The 15,615-nt window shown below is 28.3% G+C and carries 14 protein-coding genes and 1 riboswitch; of the genes, 10 read left to right on the top strand and 4 right to left on the bottom strand.

Translation table 11 applies throughout. The features are described 5' to 3' along the window. Positions 1 to 53: 53 nt before the first annotated feature. Complete coding sequence (locus IC175_RS07570; RefSeq protein ID WP_227435271.1) at positions 54 to 881, bottom strand: carbon-nitrogen hydrolase family protein; 828 nt, start codon at positions 879 to 881, stop codon at positions 54 to 56. A gap of 217 nt (positions 882 to 1,098) precedes the next feature. Further along, positions 1,099 to 1,204, top strand: a riboswitch (guanidine-I (ykkC/yxkD leader). Between the two features lie 72 nt (positions 1,205 to 1,276). Here IC175_RS07570 and sugE point away from each other — a divergent pair. Next, on the top strand, positions 1,277 to 1,597 hold the full coding sequence (sugE, locus tag IC175_RS07575; RefSeq protein WP_227435269.1) for a quaternary ammonium compound efflux SMR transporter SugE: 321 nt from the start codon (positions 1,277 to 1,279) through the stop codon (positions 1,595 to 1,597). 270 nt (positions 1,598 to 1,867) lie between these two features. Here sugE and IC175_RS07580 read toward each other — a convergent pair whose 3' ends face one another. Beyond that, positions 1,868 to 2,548, bottom strand: a complete 681-nt coding sequence (locus IC175_RS07580) for a phosphoribosylaminoimidazolesuccinocarboxamide synthase (RefSeq protein ID WP_227435267.1) — start codon at positions 2,546 to 2,548, stop codon at positions 1,868 to 1,870. Between the two features lie 397 nt (positions 2,549 to 2,945). On the opposite strand from IC175_RS07580, the gene IC175_RS07585 reads away from it, so the two are divergent. From IC175_RS07585 to IC175_RS07615, 7 genes are all read left to right on the top strand, one after another. Further along, entirely contained in the window at positions 2,946 to 3,998 is a 1,053-nt protein-coding gene (locus IC175_RS07585) for a galactitol-1-phosphate 5-dehydrogenase (RefSeq protein WP_227435264.1), read from the top strand. A 54-nt stretch (positions 3,999 to 4,052) separates the two neighbouring features. Continuing rightward, positions 4,053 to 4,469 carry a PTS sugar transporter subunit IIA gene (locus tag IC175_RS07590; protein WP_413926642.1) on the top strand — a complete coding sequence of 139 codons (417 nt, stop codon included), beginning with the start codon at positions 4,053 to 4,055 and terminating at the stop codon, positions 4,467 to 4,469. 28 nt (positions 4,470 to 4,497) lie between these two features. Further along, a complete protein-coding gene (locus IC175_RS07595) occupies positions 4,498 to 4,971 on the top strand; it encodes a PTS sugar transporter subunit IIB (protein ID WP_227483340.1) in 474 nt (157 codons plus the stop codon). 43 nt (positions 4,972 to 5,014) lie between these two features. After that, positions 5,015 to 5,773 (top strand): PTS mannose/fructose/sorbose/N-acetylgalactosamine transporter subunit IIC, encoded by a 759-nt coding sequence (locus tag IC175_RS07600; protein WP_227435258.1) that lies wholly within the window; start codon positions 5,015 to 5,017, stop codon positions 5,771 to 5,773. 24 nt (positions 5,774 to 5,797) lie between these two features. After that, positions 5,798 to 6,637 carry a PTS system mannose/fructose/sorbose family transporter subunit IID gene (locus tag IC175_RS07605; protein WP_227435256.1) on the top strand — a complete coding sequence of 280 codons (840 nt, stop codon included), beginning with the start codon at positions 5,798 to 5,800 and terminating at the stop codon, positions 6,635 to 6,637. A gap of 480 nt (positions 6,638 to 7,117) precedes the next feature. Next, the gene (locus IC175_RS07610; RefSeq protein WP_227483339.1) at positions 7,118 to 7,765 is read left to right on the top strand and encodes a response regulator transcription factor; all 648 of its coding nucleotides are present in this window, start codon (positions 7,118 to 7,120) and stop codon (positions 7,763 to 7,765) included. Next, positions 7,758 to 9,143 (top strand): sensor histidine kinase, encoded by a 1,386-nt coding sequence (locus tag IC175_RS07615; RefSeq protein ID WP_227836367.1) that lies wholly within the window; start codon positions 7,758 to 7,760, stop codon positions 9,141 to 9,143. The genes IC175_RS07610 and IC175_RS07615 overlap by 8 nt, the downstream gene beginning before the upstream one ends. Positions 9,144 to 9,520: 377 nt before the next feature. On the opposite strand, the gene IC175_RS07620 is transcribed toward IC175_RS07615, so the two are convergent. Both IC175_RS07620 and IC175_RS07625 read right to left on the bottom strand, forming a co-directional pair. After that, positions 9,521 to 10,765: a D-alanyl-D-alanine carboxypeptidase family protein gene (locus IC175_RS07620; RefSeq protein ID WP_227824613.1), complete on the bottom strand. Its 1,245-nt coding sequence runs from the start codon at positions 10,763 to 10,765 to the stop codon at positions 9,521 to 9,523. A 41-nt stretch (positions 10,766 to 10,806) separates the two neighbouring features. Continuing rightward, positions 10,807 to 13,641, bottom strand: coding sequence for a sigma-54-dependent transcriptional regulator (locus tag IC175_RS07625; RefSeq protein ID WP_227851389.1), 2,835 nt, complete (start codon positions 13,639 to 13,641; stop codon positions 10,807 to 10,809). Positions 13,642 to 14,327: 686 nt separating this feature from the next. Here IC175_RS07625 and IC175_RS07630 point away from each other — a divergent pair. Then, positions 14,328 to 15,089 carry a threonine/serine exporter family protein gene (locus IC175_RS07630; protein ID WP_227483657.1) on the top strand — a complete coding sequence of 254 codons (762 nt, stop codon included), beginning with the start codon at positions 14,328 to 14,330 and terminating at the stop codon, positions 15,087 to 15,089. Continuing rightward, positions 15,090 to 15,584 carry a threonine/serine exporter family protein gene (locus IC175_RS07635; RefSeq protein ID WP_227824615.1) on the top strand — a complete coding sequence of 165 codons (495 nt, stop codon included), beginning with the start codon at positions 15,090 to 15,092 and terminating at the stop codon, positions 15,582 to 15,584. It begins immediately after the preceding gene. Positions 15,585 to 15,615 lie beyond the last annotated feature (31 nt).

Below are 15,615 nucleotides of genomic sequence, written 5' to 3' on the forward strand. Positions count from 1 at the left end.
ATAAAAACCCCATAAATATTTTAAATAATTAATTTAGGGGGTTTTATAATTTTTTATTTTAAAATATTAAGTTCATATAAGTCTGTTCTTCTATGTTTAAGTAATGGTAATTGTTGTCTTATGTCAGGAATTAAATCTCTATCAATATCAGCATAGATAATGCATTCCTTTTCATCAGCCTGAGCTATAATTTTTCCCCAAGGGTCTGAAATTCTTGAATTACCAAAAGCTATGTAAGAAGCATCTTTATTTCGAGCAGGTGCAGCACCAACATAAAATATCTGATTATCTAAAGCACGCATTCTGATAGATAATTCCCAATGTGCAGGTCCAGTTGTCATATTGAATGCTGCTGGCAAGATAACGATTTCTGCACCTTCAAGAGCCATTAAACGTGATAATTCAGGGAAACGAATATCATAGCAAATAGCAATACCCATCTTTCCATATTCAGTATCTATTATAGTAACATCATTTCCAGCAGTAAGAGTATCAGATTCTTTAAAGCTAACTTTTCCTGTAACTTCAATGTCAAATAAGTGCATTTTGCGATGTTTTCCAATTAAAGTTCCATTTTTATCAAATACATAACAAGTATTATAGATTTTGCTATCTTCTAACTCTGGAATACTACCAGAAATTAGATAAATACCATGTTTTTCGGCTAGTTTACTCAATGTATTTGTTGTTTCACCTGGATATTCTTCTGCAAATTTAGGAAAGTATTTATTTTCATATGGACAATTAAACATTTCCGGTAAAACCACAATTTTAGCCCCATTATTGGCAGCTTCTGTTACCATTTCTACAGCATGATTAATATTTTCAATCTTGTTTTCTGTAGTAATCATCTGACACACTGCAATTTTGTAGGAATTCATAAAAATTACTCCTTTCGATATTTTTATGTTATTATAACATATTAAATAAAAATTAGATATAAATACAAAATATGTAAGTTGAATATGTTATATAACCAAAGAGTACAAATTACTATAGATATATATTTTAATTTATACTCTTATAATTTATATCATATCAATATATTGACTTTTTTTACCTATGTTGATAGTATTATTTTAAAGACAATAAAATAATACTAGAGTTTTATAGGGTTCCGCAATTATTAATGATTGGTCTGGTCCAAGATAAAACCCACAACATAATTTTGTTGTGAACACGGAAGGATAAAAACCTGGGAGATATTTTATAATATTTCTCAGGTTATTTTATTGCTAAAAAAGAGATATATTATTTGAAAAGAGGGATGATTTATATGAAATGGTTATTTTTATTTATTGCAGGACTATTTGAAGTTTTTTGGGCATTTCAATTAAAAAATTCACATGGATTTTCTAAGTTGACTCCAAGTATACTTACTGTTGTTGGGATGATTGTTAGTTTTTATTTTTTATCATTGGCGCTTAAACATCTTCCGCTTGGAACGTCATATGCCATATGGACTGGAATTGGTACAGTTGGAACTGCTATTGTAGGAATTGCTCTTTTAAATGAACCAGTTAATATGGCTAGAATTTTATGTATAGGTCTTATTGTAGTGGGGATTGTAGGATTGAAATTATTATCTAGTAACTAATAAGTATGAATTAGGATAAATAGTAGGAGGTGATAGTTATAGAATATAGAAGCTAATTTATAGGAATTAAGTGCATCAGCAGAATAAAAGATGCTATAAAGTTAGAAATTATAAAATGTTGTAATAATACAATAAAAAAGCTATGAAATTAGAAATTATAAAATGTTTTAAAGTAATTGATATTTTATAGAATTTCTGATTCATAGCTTGTTTTTATTTATAAGTTTATTAGATTTGTATTTGAAAATTATATGTATATATTCTGTATAATTATTTTGCTAATAATAAAGCAGTTAAATCCATAGGGTCAACTATTACACCATCTTTATAAACACGCATATTTCCAGATGCTATCTCATCTATTAATATTACTTCATTATTGTAGAATCCAAATTCAAACTTAATATCATAAAGTTCAAGTCCTTTTTCAGCTATAGTATCACGAACTATGTTAGAAATTTTTTGAGTCATACTCTTCATTGAATCAAATTGAGCTTGAGTCATAATATTTAAAGCTTCTAAACCTTCAGATGTTATAAGTGGGTCACAACGGTCATCATCTTTTAAAGTTGCTTCTACATAACAGTCTAACTTAGCTCCTTCTTCAACACATGAACCATAACGACGTAAGAAACTACCAACAGCTCTATAACGACAAATAACTTCTAATCCATTACCAAAAACTTTTGCTGGTAACACTTCCATAGTTGCATCTTCTAAATTAGCACTTACATAATGAGTTTTAATTCCAGCATTGTTTAGAATTTCAAAGAACTTAACAGATGTTTCTAAATTAGCCTTACCAATTCCATCTATGCTTAGCCCTACAGTATTTTCACCTGGATCGAATACACCATCTTTGCCAGTTACATCATCCTTAAATTTAAGTAAGAAATTTCCATTATCTAATTCAAAAACATCTTTAGTCTTTCCTTGATACACTTTTTTCATAAACAACCTCCAAAATATTAAATTATTATATTGAATAAGGCATTAGTGTCAAAAAAGTTCTGGTATTCGTATAAAAATCTATATTGATGCCTTATATTTAATATTATATCACAAAAATAGAGAATTTTTCCGAACATTTTTATAAAAATAATAAAAAAAGTACATTTTATGAAAAATTTTAGAAAAGTACTCAGAAAGAAAGTGAGTGTCATTTGTATTAACACACATAAGTTTTTGTAGGAAAATTTTTTGACACACTTTGACACACATATAATAACAGTGTGATAAATGGCATGAAAACTATATTTACAAATGTTGGCATAAAAATTGCTCTATATATTTTACATAAAAAAGATGAGTATATATCTAAATAAAATAAACAATAGAGGTGGTTAATATGAAGTCAGTTAAGTTCTATGGTGTAAGAGATACAAGAGTAGAGAATGCAGATATACCTAAAATATTAGAAAAAGATGATGTAATAGTTAAAGTAAAAGTTGCTGGTATATGTGGCTCTGATATATCAAAATACTCAAAGACAGGCCCTCATATGGTTGGAGAAATCTTAGGACATGAATTTTCAGGAGAAGTAGCAGAAGTTGGTACAGAAGTAAAAGATTTTAAAATAGGAGATAGAGTTGCTGTTTGTCCAGCTATGCCATGTTTTGAATGTGATGAATGTAAAAAAGGGTTGTATTCAAGATGTAATAATGTAGCAATAATAGGCAATAAAGAGCTTGGAGGATGTTTTGCTGAATATACAAAGGTAAAGGAAAGAAATTTGATAAAAATACCAGAAGAAATAAGTTATGAAACGGCTGCTGCTTTAGAACCAGTGTGTATAGCAGGGCATGGACTTTTTAGGTCAGAAACTAAGGTAGGAGATACTGTTGTAGTACTTGGAACAGGACCAATAGGCTTATTTTCAATACAATGGGCAAAAATATTTGGTTCTACAAAAATAGTGGCTATAGATGTATTTGATGAGAAATTAGAATTAGCGAAGGAATTAGGAGCAGATATTTGTATAAATGCAAAAGAAAAAAATATTGTAGAAGAGATAAAAAAATTAACTAATGGAGCTGGAGCAGACATTGTTATTGAATCAGCAGGAACTCCAATGACATGTGGTCAGGTATTATTATTAGCCAAAAAAGGTGGGACAGTACTGTATGCAGGAGTACCATATGGAGATGTAGCTTTAAGCAGAGAACAATTTGAGAAGATAGTGAGAAGTGAGCTAACTGTGAAAGGAACTTGGTTTGGAAATTCATTTCCATTTCCAGGAAAAGAATGGAGTGCTGGCTTGTATCATATGCAAAAAGGTGACATGAATGTTGAGAAATTGGTGACACACAGAATAAACTTAGATGAAGTGCCAGATTATTTTGAAAAAATATACAAAAGAGACATTTTCTTTGGTAAGATAATGATTAATGTGGCTAATTAAGGTAGAGCAATAAAGATAGTAATTTATAATGTATATAAAAAAGTTAAGAGAGGTATGATTCATATGGCAGGAATAATTATAGCTGCACATGGGAATATGGCTAAAGCAATGTTAGAAAGTGCTGAATTAATAGTAGGGAAACAAGAAAAAGTAGAAACTTTAGGATTAAACCATGGTGACAGTATAGATGAGTTTAGTAGAAAATTAGAAAATGGAATTGAAAAATATAAAGATGAAGGTATTTTAGTATTACTTGATTTTTATGGAGGAACTCCTTTCAATACATCTGCTGTTATAATAAATAAATTTGCTAAGGAATGTGAATTAGAATGTTTAACAGGTGTAAATTTGCCTATGCTTTTAGAGCTGTTTTTAAACAGAGATACTATGAAGTTAAAAGATTTAAAAAATTTATGTGAAGAAGTTGGAGTTTCAGGAATTAAAGATGTAAAAGCAGCTTTAAATATATAAAATAAATTAAAATTTTGGAGGAATTATTATGAGCAATATAGCATTAACAAGAATTGATGATAGATTAATACATGGGCAAGTTATAACTGCTTGGTGTAAGATTACATCAGCAAAGAGGATAGTAATAGTAGATGATTTAGTTGTAAAAGACCCTTTTATAGTTCAAGTATTACAAATGGCAGCACCTTCAACTGTTAAGGTTGAAGTGCATGATATAGAATCAGGTGCTGAAGTTTTAAAATCATATGATGGAGATGAAAATTTAATAGTATTAGTTAAATATCCTAAAACTGTTTTAGGTCTAGTAAATAATGGAGTAGATTTAAAAGAATTAAATGTTGGGGGTATGGGTGCTGGTCTTGGAAGAAAAAGTTTTTATAAGAATATATCAGTATCAGATGAAGAGAAAGAAATATTTAGGGAGTTAATATCAAAGAATGTTAAGTGTTTTATACAAATAGTTCCAGATGCAAAGAAAATTGATGTAGGAACATTGTTGTAAGACCTATTTTGTAAATATTTAAAATTAAATAAGGAGGAAGAACATGCAAATTTCACTAATTCAAGCAGTTTTAATAGCAATTTTTTATTATCTTTCTTGGAGTCCATGGCTAACTTATGTTGGATTTTTTACATGGAATAGACCTTTATTAGCTGGATTTGTAACAGGAATTATACTAGGAGACCCAGTTCAAGGAGCAATTATAGGTGCAGGTATAAATATGATATATTTAGGATTCATATCAGCAGGAGGGGCTCAAATGGGAGACCCAGCTTTTGCAGGATATGTGGGGACTGCTTTAGCTATAGCATCTAATTTGGATGTAAGTACTGCAATGGCAATAGCTGTTCCATTAGGTACTGTTGCAACTGTACTTTGGATAGGTAAAATGACAGTCAATTCTTTTTTTGCACACTGGGCAGATAGAGAGGTTCAAAAAGGAAATATAGATAAAGTAGCATTTATAAATATAGTTCCACCTCAGATACTATTGTTTGTAATGAGTTTTATACCAGCATTATTAGTTGTTTATTTTGGGCCAAATGCAATAGATGGAATGTTAGAAGTAATGAATGATAATGTGTTACATGTATTCAATGTAATTGGAGCTATGTTACCAGCGTTAGGAATTGCTATGAACTTAAAATTAATTGGAAATAAGTTTACTATGCCATTTTTCATATTAGGTATATTAATGGCTGTTTATTTTAAAGTAGATATAATAGTAATATCTGTTATTGGAGTAATACTTGCTCTTACAATTACTTCAATTAAATATGGAAAAGATGGTGCGACATCTTAAATATATAAGAAAGGGGAAAAAATTATGTCAGATACAAAAAGTGAAGTAGCTAAGAAAACGTTAAGCAAAAAAGATGTGATAAAGTCATGGCTAAGATGGTTTTTCTTTGCACAATCTAACTACAATTATGAAAGATTACAATCAACAGCATTTTCACATTCAATGTTACCAGTACTTAAGAAGTTATATCCAGATAAAGAAGAGTTAAAGCAAGAAGTAGAAACTCACTTGGCATTTTTTAATACAGAGCCTATATGTGGATGTGTTATACATGGAATAACAATAGCTATGGAAGAAGAAAAAGCTAATGGTGCAGATGAAATAAGTGGTGATGGTATGAATGCCATAAAGACAGGTTTAATGGGACCATTGGCAGGCATTGGAGATACTTTAACTCAAGGAGTTATAACACCTATAGTATTAGCTGTTTGTATTGGTTTAACTGAGGGAGGAGCATCAATTGCAGGACCGATATTATTTGTATTGGCTCAATATATAATAATGACCTCAATTTCATTTGGAATGTGGACAAATGGATACAAGTATGGTAAAAAAGCTGTTGAAAGTATACTTCAGGGTGGAATAGTAAATAAAGTTATAGAAGGTGCTTCGATACTAGGGACTTTAGTTATGGGCGGACTAGTAGGTAGATTTATTAATTTATCTACACCAATAAGTTATACTAGTGGAGATTTTAAATTTAGTCTTCAGACAGATTTACTTGATAAGATATTTCCAGGATTAATTCCTTTGGTACTTACTTTATTGGTACTCTTTGCTTTAAAGAAAGGTCTTTCTCCAATAAAAATAATGGGTATATTGATAGTGGTAGGTGCTATTACAGGTATATTAGGATTATTTTAAATAAATGCATATGATGTATTGATGAGGATTTTAGATAAATTGGCTATATCTATAAAATACAATAGCAATTAGGGTAAATTAGATTATTAATAGATTAAGATTTAAGCTTTAAGCTTAGATAAGTCGTGTAGAATATATAATTTTGTAAAAGGTATCTCAAAATGATTTTTAAATCATAGGTGAGATACTTTTTTATTTATGTATAAAATCTTATGGGATTGGATAAAAATATTAATTTTATATAGAAGAGTTATTTTGTAGGTTTCTGCTTTATATTAATATTTAGAGAGTAACAATTATATTTAAAAATTTTGCAGAGTTAACTATGTGTTTAAATTTATAGATTTAGTATTAAAGCTTATCTGTACTCTATTTTATATTGGTATTTAGTAATAATTGTAAACTTCTTGTAACATATATTTTATATAATTGAAACAATGGATATAATATGAAATATAATAAATTTAGGGATGTGAATATATGAATGTATTAATTGCTGATGATGAAGTGAGTATGATTAAGATACTTTGTGCTTATTTTAAAAAAGAAGGCTTCAATGTATTTACTGCAAAAAATGGGGAAGAGGCTTTAGATGTTTTTTATGAAAATAAAATAGATTTAGCAATACTGGATTGGATGATGCCAGTAATTGATGGAATAGAGGTTTGTAAAGAGATAAAGGAAAATAGTAACACAAAGGTACTTATGTTGACAGCTAAAAGTCAAAGCGAAGATGAAATCGAGGCACTCAATATAGGTGCAGATGAATATGTTAAAAAGCCATTTGACCCTAGAGTCTTAATAATAAGGGCTAAGAAATTGGTAAATTATAAAGATACAATTAATATAAGAGATTTAAAAATAGATTTTGAGTCAAATAAAGTTTTTAAAGGTAATGATGAACTACTATTGACTAAAAAAGAACTGGAATTAATGCATTGCTTAGTAAATAATAAAGGAATAGTTTTATCTAGGGAAAGACTTTTAGATTTAGTCTGGGGATTGGATTATGATGGAGATTTTAGAACAGTAGATACTCATATAAGAAGACTGAGAACAAAAGTAGGAGAAGATATAATAAAAACTTACAGAGGATTAGGGTATAGTCTGGAGGATTTTGATGACTAAACTAAATAAGAAGTTATCTATAAGTATATCAATAGTAGTTGTAGTTGTTTATATAATATCTATAGCTATAAATAGTATGTTTATTCATAGGTATTATTTACATGAAAAAAGAAATGTATTGAACAACATTGAAAATGAAATAAAACATAAGGATATGAATAAATTAAAGTCAAATATTGAATTAATTGAAGAAAAAAGTAATACAGCCATTGTATATGTAACATTAGATAAAAATTACAAAAATAAAAATAGTATAGATAAAATAAATCAAGATTTGCTAGACGCTTTTTGGAATAAAGGTTTGAGCTTAAATAAATTTTGGATTGAAGGAAGTGTTTTAAAAGATATTGACAATAAAAGTATTAATAAAATATATAATCAGGGAAAAACCAAATATAGTCTACTAGTAAAGTTTATGAAAAAGGATAATTATTTATTTGCTATATCTATACCAATAGAACATTCAGAAGAAACAATTGGTATAGTAAATAGATTTAATATAATAATGGGGATATTTTCAGTAATTATAATAACTATACTTACATTTATACTGTCAAACAGAATTATAAGACCTATGGAAAAGTTAAAGCTTTTATCGAAGGATATATCTGAGTTAAATTTTAGAACTGAGGCTATAAAAACGAATGATGAAATAGAGGAGTTAGCTTATAGCATAAATATAATGAGTGTGAAGCTTGAAAAGGCACACAATGAATTAAATAAAAGAAATGAAAATTTAAAATCTTTTATATCTGATGCATCTCATGAAATGAAAACTCCAATAGCACTTATAAAAGCATATGCTATAGGTATGAAAGATGGTTTGGATGATGGTACTTATACAGATACAATAATTGAACAGGCAGAAAATATGTCTAATACAATAAATACTCTTTTATATTGGGCTAAATATGAGAAAAAAGAAGTTAGTTTGTGTGAAGTAGACTTAAAGGAAAGACTGCTTAAGAATTTAAAAAATTATGAATTATTGATATCTAAGGATAATATAAGTGTTAAATGCGATATAGAAGATAAAAATCTTATAATAAATTCTGATAAAGATAGTATAGACATGGTACTTAATAATTTGATTAGTAATGCAATAAAGTATACTAGTGATAATGAGATAGAGATTAATCTTTTTAGAGATAAGGATAAGATTATTTTATCTATAAAAAATGGAATAGATTATGATAGAGAAGATGATATTGATGATATATGGAAGCCTTTTTATGTCTTAGAGAAGTCAAGAAGTAAAGAACTTTCAGGTACTGGTCTTGGTCTTACAATAGTTAAGACTATACTTGAAGAAAATAATTTTAGATATAAGGTTGAAATTTGTGATGGAAAGATAGAATTTTATATTATATTTATATAGTTATGTATTATTTTATAAGAATACAGTGAATTAATTTATTTCCCTGATGGATAAAGTTGTTGTTTGAAATATGACTACAGGTTTAAATTATATTCTAAATATTATCTTGATAAAAATAAAACTTCACATAACATTCACATGAATTCTCTATTAAATTCACACACAAGAGTTATTATATAAACATAGAAGATAGTAAAAACTAGCTTAAAAACATAATATAATACCCTATATAGATAGTGGCAACTCTCCCTCACATCCTCAATTGTTGCCACTATTTTAATTTTTTTGTAAAAACACAACAACAAAAAACTCCACCATACAGTGGAGTTTTCCATAACTTTCAACTTTCATTCAATCTCTTAACTTTTATCTAAGCACTAAGCCTTAAAACAAACAGAATTTTTACCTTCAAGCTCTCTATTTATCTTAGCAACCTTAATCTTAATCTTGTCCTTCAAAGGGATACACCCTATATTGCTTTCACTTCTCACATTAACACTTCCAACAAACTTACCAGAATCATTATAATACTTTGCAACACCAACAATATCTCCCTTATTGATAGGATAGCTCATGCTCTTAAACACTATCTTAGGATTGATATTCTCATTATCTGAAACAACACCATATAAATCTTTATCTACTTTAACCTTTATCTTAAAATCATCAATACCATCAACACAAGGAGTTTCTATAGTATCTCCCTTATGAGCTATCTTCTTAGAATGGAAATTATCTTTACCATACTTCAATAAACTAGCAGAAGAAGAAATTCTACTCTTCTTATTACCATCACCAAGCACAACACCTATTAATCTATGATTTCTTTCATTTTTAGCATCTTTAGGAACCATCATAGAAAATGCAAAACAATATCCAGCATTATCTGTATAACCTGTCTTTATTCCATCTACACCAGGAACTGAAACAAGTAGAGGATTTGTATTGTAGTGTGTAAAATCCTTTTTAGTATCATTATAAACTTGCATAGTAGTTATTCTAGTAACCTGACTTTCATAATGGTCATACATATACTTTCCAAGAGTAACTATATCATGAGCTGTTGATATGTTTTCTATAGGAGGCTCTTTACGTTCTGGGTCAGTATATCTAGGAAGACCATTTGGATTAAAATAATACGTATCATGCATTCCTATTTCTTCAGCTTTCTTATTCATCATATCTACAAAACTCTTTTCATCTTTACCAATGTATTTTGCTATGGCCATAGCTGCATCATTTCCAGAAACAAGCATAAGACCCTGCATAAGCTCTCCTAGAGGTATTTCATCTCCATCTTTAAGCTTACAAGTAGAACCTCCAACAGAAGCTGTAGACTTGTCTATTTTTACGATATCAGTTTCTTTAACTTGATTCTTATCTACTGCCTCTATTGCAAGTAAAAATGTCATCATCTTACTTAAGCTAGCTAGAGGCATTTTTTCGTCGCTATTTTTTTCAAATAATATTCTTCTAGTATCTTGGTCTATAAGCAATGCCGCCCTTGACGAATTTGGGACTGGTGGATTATCTGCAAATGAGAATCCAGGTGTTATAAATGTAAAAATTAATGCAAGTATTGCTAAGTGTTTTATTTTTCTTTTCAAAATTTCATCCTCCATTTCATATACTAATTATGTGCGCAAGATAGGAACTATCAGTTTTATTTATTTAGATATTCATTAATCATATCTATTATATAAGCAATTTCCTCATCTGGTATCGAAATATTAAAGTAAGCTTCAGTTGTTTTAAAAGCTTCTCGTATTAATTCATATAATTTATAATTTTTACCAATTAAATCAGTAATGTTATTATATGGAAAAGTTGTATTTTTAAAACATCTTTCTATCATAAAAGAGCAGTGTAATATATATCCAAGTTTAAATTTACTCTTAAGGTCTTTGTCTATTAACTCTATTATTGAAAATAATGATGAATTAACATAGTTGAATAATTTAACTGAGTCTAATAACTCTAAGTTCTGAGACATAAAGTTTATTATTAAGCTGTTATATGATAGATTTGTTTCCTTTATATTAGTGATAATGTTGGCATTGAATGTACCTTCTATTATCTTGTTTAACATATCAAGCCCATATCCATTTAGAAGTTCTTCTATGTGTATAAATGGAGTGTTAGCAACATTAAAGTCTACACTACCAACAACTGCTAAAATTTTAGTATTACTAAATTTATTCCTATACATTTTAAAACTCTCTATATTATGAGGAACTAAGTTAATATTGTATTTATTAATATTTTTAAGTGAAGAATTTATAAAGTCTGCAACTTTCATAGCTGAACCATAACCTGTTATACAAGTAGTTATTATAACATAATCTCTTGATTTTTCAGGGTAATCTATTTCTGATGAGTCAATTGCAGCTCGTCCAATATATGGATTTAAAGAGCTTAAAGAGTTAGCTAACTCATCTAAGGTCATTTCCGGTAGAGTACTTTTTCTTACTGCTTCCAAAACTATTGGAGTAGACACCATTTCAATAGAGCGTGTTTTAATCTTTGTCTTTTCTGAAATAAGTTCTCCAAAAGCTATGAGAGAGCCCATATCTGTTAAAAGGAGTACTCCCTTACCTTTATCACATTCTTTTACCAATTCTATAGCTTTGTCAAGTATAGTACTTACTTTCACATCCAAAGGCATATCAATTGCATTACAATGGTTTGTACCAAGTAGTGAATTGGCTACATCACACATACTGCTAGCTGTTGAATTTCCATGAGCAAGTATTATAACTCCAATACTTTCAGCGTGATTATTAGGCTCAAGGTATGTACTATTTAGAAACATAGATATAAATTTTACTTCATCTTTGGGTAAAGATATCTGTAGGTCATTTTCAATTATACTTAAAACTATTTTAGCTATATTTAAATCTTTCTCTAAGAAAATTTTATCATTATATAGATTGTACTTAGGATTATATGTATCCTGGTTTATATTTTCTATTAGAGCACTTATATGCATTGAAAGAGCAACATAAGTCTGTTTTGTATATTTATTTCTAGATATTTTTTCAGCTTCTTTTAAAGAGTGTTCAACAGCATAGTAAATCTTTGGGTTGATTACTTTAAAAATCTCATTACTTGTATAATCAGAATGAGTCACTGATGATACTGAAAGTAATTTTGTAGAGTATTTCTCCATATAATTTATAAACATACTCCTTATATCATTTTCTAGATAAGGAATCTCTGTAGAGTATCTAAATCCATTGTTTGATGTATCTATATTGTATTTAGATAGTTCTTTTGTATACTCAACTTCTAAGTTGTTACCATTGAATTCATAAAAAAGCATATAATCAAGTTCTGATAATTTGTTTAAATTACTGCGATTTTCATTCAACTTTAAAAGACCAGTGTAAATATAGTCAGGAACAAGAGACAAGTCTATTTCTATGTTATCTTTTAATTCAGTCTTATAATTTAAAAATGCTCTTGCACTCATAAGTTGTATATCAGACTTAAGTTGACCTATATTACCAAAACAGTCATAAAGTAGTAATGATTTAATTACATCTTTATGAACTCTTATAGTTGCATTAGTATATTTAGATTCTATAATGAAGAAATACTTAATGAGAGATAATCTTTCTTTTAAAGACCTATCCTGTAAAGCAGGTAGGTTAATTGTAACAGGAATTCTTCTTAGAAAAGTTCCAAGTAAGGAAGACTGTATATCTTCTGTTGTAGCACACACAATAAAGACTGTAGCTCTGTGTACGACATCAGATTCTCCTAATCGTCTGTATATACCTTTATCCATCAAAAGAAAAAGCATCTCTTGACCTTCTGGGGGTAATCTGTGTATTTCGTCTAAAAACAATATACCACCATTAGCCTGTGCAACTATCCCAAATTTATCCTTGTTAGCACCAGTAAAAGAACCTTTAACATAACCAAATAAATTACTAAGAAGTAAGTTAGCATTTTCTGCGTATTCAGCACAATTAAATACTACAAATTTACTTTCAGAAGAAAAGACTTTGCTTTCTATAGCATATTTGTACATTGTTTCAGCAAATGTACTTTTTCCAACACCAGTAGGCCCTATAAGTAATGTATTAAGACCTTTTGGAGGGTAAAGTATGGCAGATTTAGCTTTTTCTATAGCTAATTTAAGGCTAGAATCATATCCAAGTAATGTTGAGAAGATATCCTCTGAATCATTTTTAGTTGATTTAAATAGTTCATTACAATTGCTTATAGAATATTCTGAGCTATTTAAAGTACGACCAATCAAATTTTCAATAATACCAGCATGTAAAAATAAAATAGGTTTACCAGATATTTTTACAACTTTCTTTTCATTGTATAGATTATTTAATTCTTTACTAGTATTACTTCTATCAAGAGATGAATTGTTAGCAACTTCAAGAGTAGTAAATCCTGTTTTCTCTGATTGTAGGTCTTTTAAAGTTATATTATTACATAACTTATGTAGTGATAATAAAACTTTATCTTTTCTTAACATATAGTACTCCCTTTCTTTATATTTAAGTTATATAAAATATATTATAATATATATTTTATATTAAAATAAGGTTTATAGTGGATATTTTGTATTTTACTTTTTAATATGTTGTTTTGTGTAGTAGTTGGTGTTAAAATAATAGTTGCATTATATGAGATATGGATTTTTATGGATTTACATAAGGCATTATGTTGTTATATTAGATAAGTATAAACTTTGTAATGTATGTAGCACTTTTATTTAATGTTCATATAAATATAAAAACTAATTATTTAAATAAACATAAAAATTAATTATTATCTTATGAGCAATTTGCAAGTGTACAGATTTAAAATTATAGTTATTGTAAATCATAAATTATAGTAGATTTTAAAGTATTCAATGAAGAATTAATAAAATGAATACTAGGTGGAGAGATAATTTTTTATTGAAACAAAAATAATGAAAAGAAAAATAAGCTTATAAAATTTAAAGAGGTTATATATCAATGGTTGAAAGTGTCTATGAAATATTAATTCAGCCATTTTATGGTGTAAATAACTTTATAATTTATTTTTGACAAGCATAAAAAACAAATTTTTTCATAAAATCTAAATATTGGATATTAATTATTTAAACTAGTTTAAATAATTAATATATTGTAATAAAATATGAATAATATTATAAAAGAATGGGAGATATGTTTTGTGGATATAGATAGAATTTTAAATTTTTCCTCAAATGCAGGTAAAGCTATGTTGCAGAGTGGAGGAGAAACTTATAGAGTTGAAGAAACGATAAGTAGAATATGCCAATCTTTTGGTATAGAGCATGTAGATGTATTTGCAACTCCGACAGCTGTAATGGCATCTGTTTTTGTAGATGGAAAACTACACTCAGCAATTAAAAGAATAAGTTCAAGAAGGGTAGACCTAAACTTAGTTCATGAAGTTAACTCATTATCGAGAGCAATCAGTATAAATGATTTAGATATTGAGTTATGTGAGAGGATTTTAGATGAGATAAGTGAAGACAATTATTATTCAGATATAGTAACAATAATTTTTGCGGGTATTGCAGCAGCAACTTTTTCTATATTATTTGGAGGAGATTTAAAAGAATTTATAGCTGCGTTTATGGTGGGAATAATGACTAAATTTGTTATTATGTACTTAAATAAGTCTTCACTAAACGATTTTTTTGTAAATGCAATAGGAGCAGTTGTCATAGCTTTTTGTTCCATTGTAATTCTAAAGCTTGGATTTATAAAGACTATGGACCATTTAATAGCAGGAGCAATAATGCTTTTGGTTCCAGGGCTTGCTTTAACTAATGCGTTAAGAGACTTGTTAGATGGTCAATTGATATCTGGTCTTGCAAAGTTGGCAGAAGTATTTTTTGTAGGTGTATCCATAGCAGTAGGAATGTTTTTGGTACTAGGATTATACTTCAAGTTAGGGGGTATATAAATGAAATTGTTTATAGAAGTAGTAGCAGCTTTTTTTACAGCCTTAAGTTTTGGAATTCTATTTAATATGAAGGGAAAAAACTTGATAATATCAGGTGTCGGTGGAAGTATAGCATGGTTTTCATATAAGTTTTGTTTGAATATGGGTGTATCAGTAAATTTGTGCTTTTTTATAGCTACAGTATGTTTTGCAATATATTGTGAATTATGTGCTAGGATTTATATGACTCCATCGACAACTTTAAGTGTCTGTTGTCTTATAATTCTAGTACCAGGTTATGGAATATATAACACTATGTATTCTGTTTTAACTAATGACTATATTAAGGCAGTAGAGTATGGGGTAAGTACATTATCTTGTGCAAGTTCGATTGCATTGGGATTAGTATTTATAACCACAGTATTTAGGAAAGTTAATCTATATGGAATAGTTTCAAAGATAAAAGATAATGAAAAATATAAGAAGAGCATAAATAAAATTAAACCACAGAAATAGAAAAAATTGACTTTTATGCCAAAGGATGATA

Source organism: Clostridioides sp. ES-S-0123-01 (genome assembly GCF_020658415.1).
Lineage (GTDB): Bacteria > Bacillota > Clostridia > Peptostreptococcales > Peptostreptococcaceae > Clostridioides.

Excerpts from the sequence above, each read along its gene's own strand:
- IC175_RS07610 (WP_227483339.1), top strand. The coding sequence starts at position 7,118 with ATGAATGTATTAATTGCTGATGATGAAGTGAGTATGATTAAGATACTT.
- IC175_RS07600 (WP_227435258.1), top strand. The coding sequence starts at position 5,015 with ATGCAAATTTCACTAATTCAAGCAGTTTTAATAGCAATTTTTTATTAT.
- IC175_RS07585 (WP_227435264.1), top strand. The coding sequence starts at position 2,946 with ATGAAGTCAGTTAAGTTCTATGGTGTAAGAGATACAAGAGTAGAGAAT.
- IC175_RS07570 (WP_227435271.1), bottom strand. The coding sequence starts at position 881 with ATGAATTCCTACAAAATTGCAGTGTGTCAGATGATTACTACAGAAAAC.
- IC175_RS07580 (WP_227435267.1), bottom strand. The coding sequence starts at position 2,548 with ATGAAAAAAGTGTATCAAGGAAAGACTAAAGATGTTTTTGAATTAGAT.
- sugE (WP_227435269.1), top strand. The coding sequence starts at position 1,277 with ATGAAATGGTTATTTTTATTTATTGCAGGACTATTTGAAGTTTTTTGG.
- IC175_RS07595 (WP_227483340.1), top strand. The coding sequence starts at position 4,498 with ATGAGCAATATAGCATTAACAAGAATTGATGATAGATTAATACATGGG.
- IC175_RS07625 (WP_227851389.1), bottom strand. The coding sequence starts at position 13,641 with ATGTTAAGAAAAGATAAAGTTTTATTATCACTACATAAGTTATGTAAT.
- IC175_RS07635 (WP_227824615.1), top strand. The coding sequence starts at position 15,090 with ATGAAATTGTTTATAGAAGTAGTAGCAGCTTTTTTTACAGCCTTAAGT.
- IC175_RS07590 (WP_413926642.1), top strand. The coding sequence starts at position 4,053 with ATGATTCATATGGCAGGAATAATTATAGCTGCACATGGGAATATGGCT.
- IC175_RS07605 (WP_227435256.1), top strand. The coding sequence starts at position 5,798 with ATGTCAGATACAAAAAGTGAAGTAGCTAAGAAAACGTTAAGCAAAAAA.
- IC175_RS07620 (WP_227824613.1), bottom strand. The coding sequence starts at position 10,765 with ATGGAGGATGAAATTTTGAAAAGAAAAATAAAACACTTAGCAATACTT.
- IC175_RS07615 (WP_227836367.1), top strand. The coding sequence starts at position 7,758 with ATGACTAAACTAAATAAGAAGTTATCTATAAGTATATCAATAGTAGTT.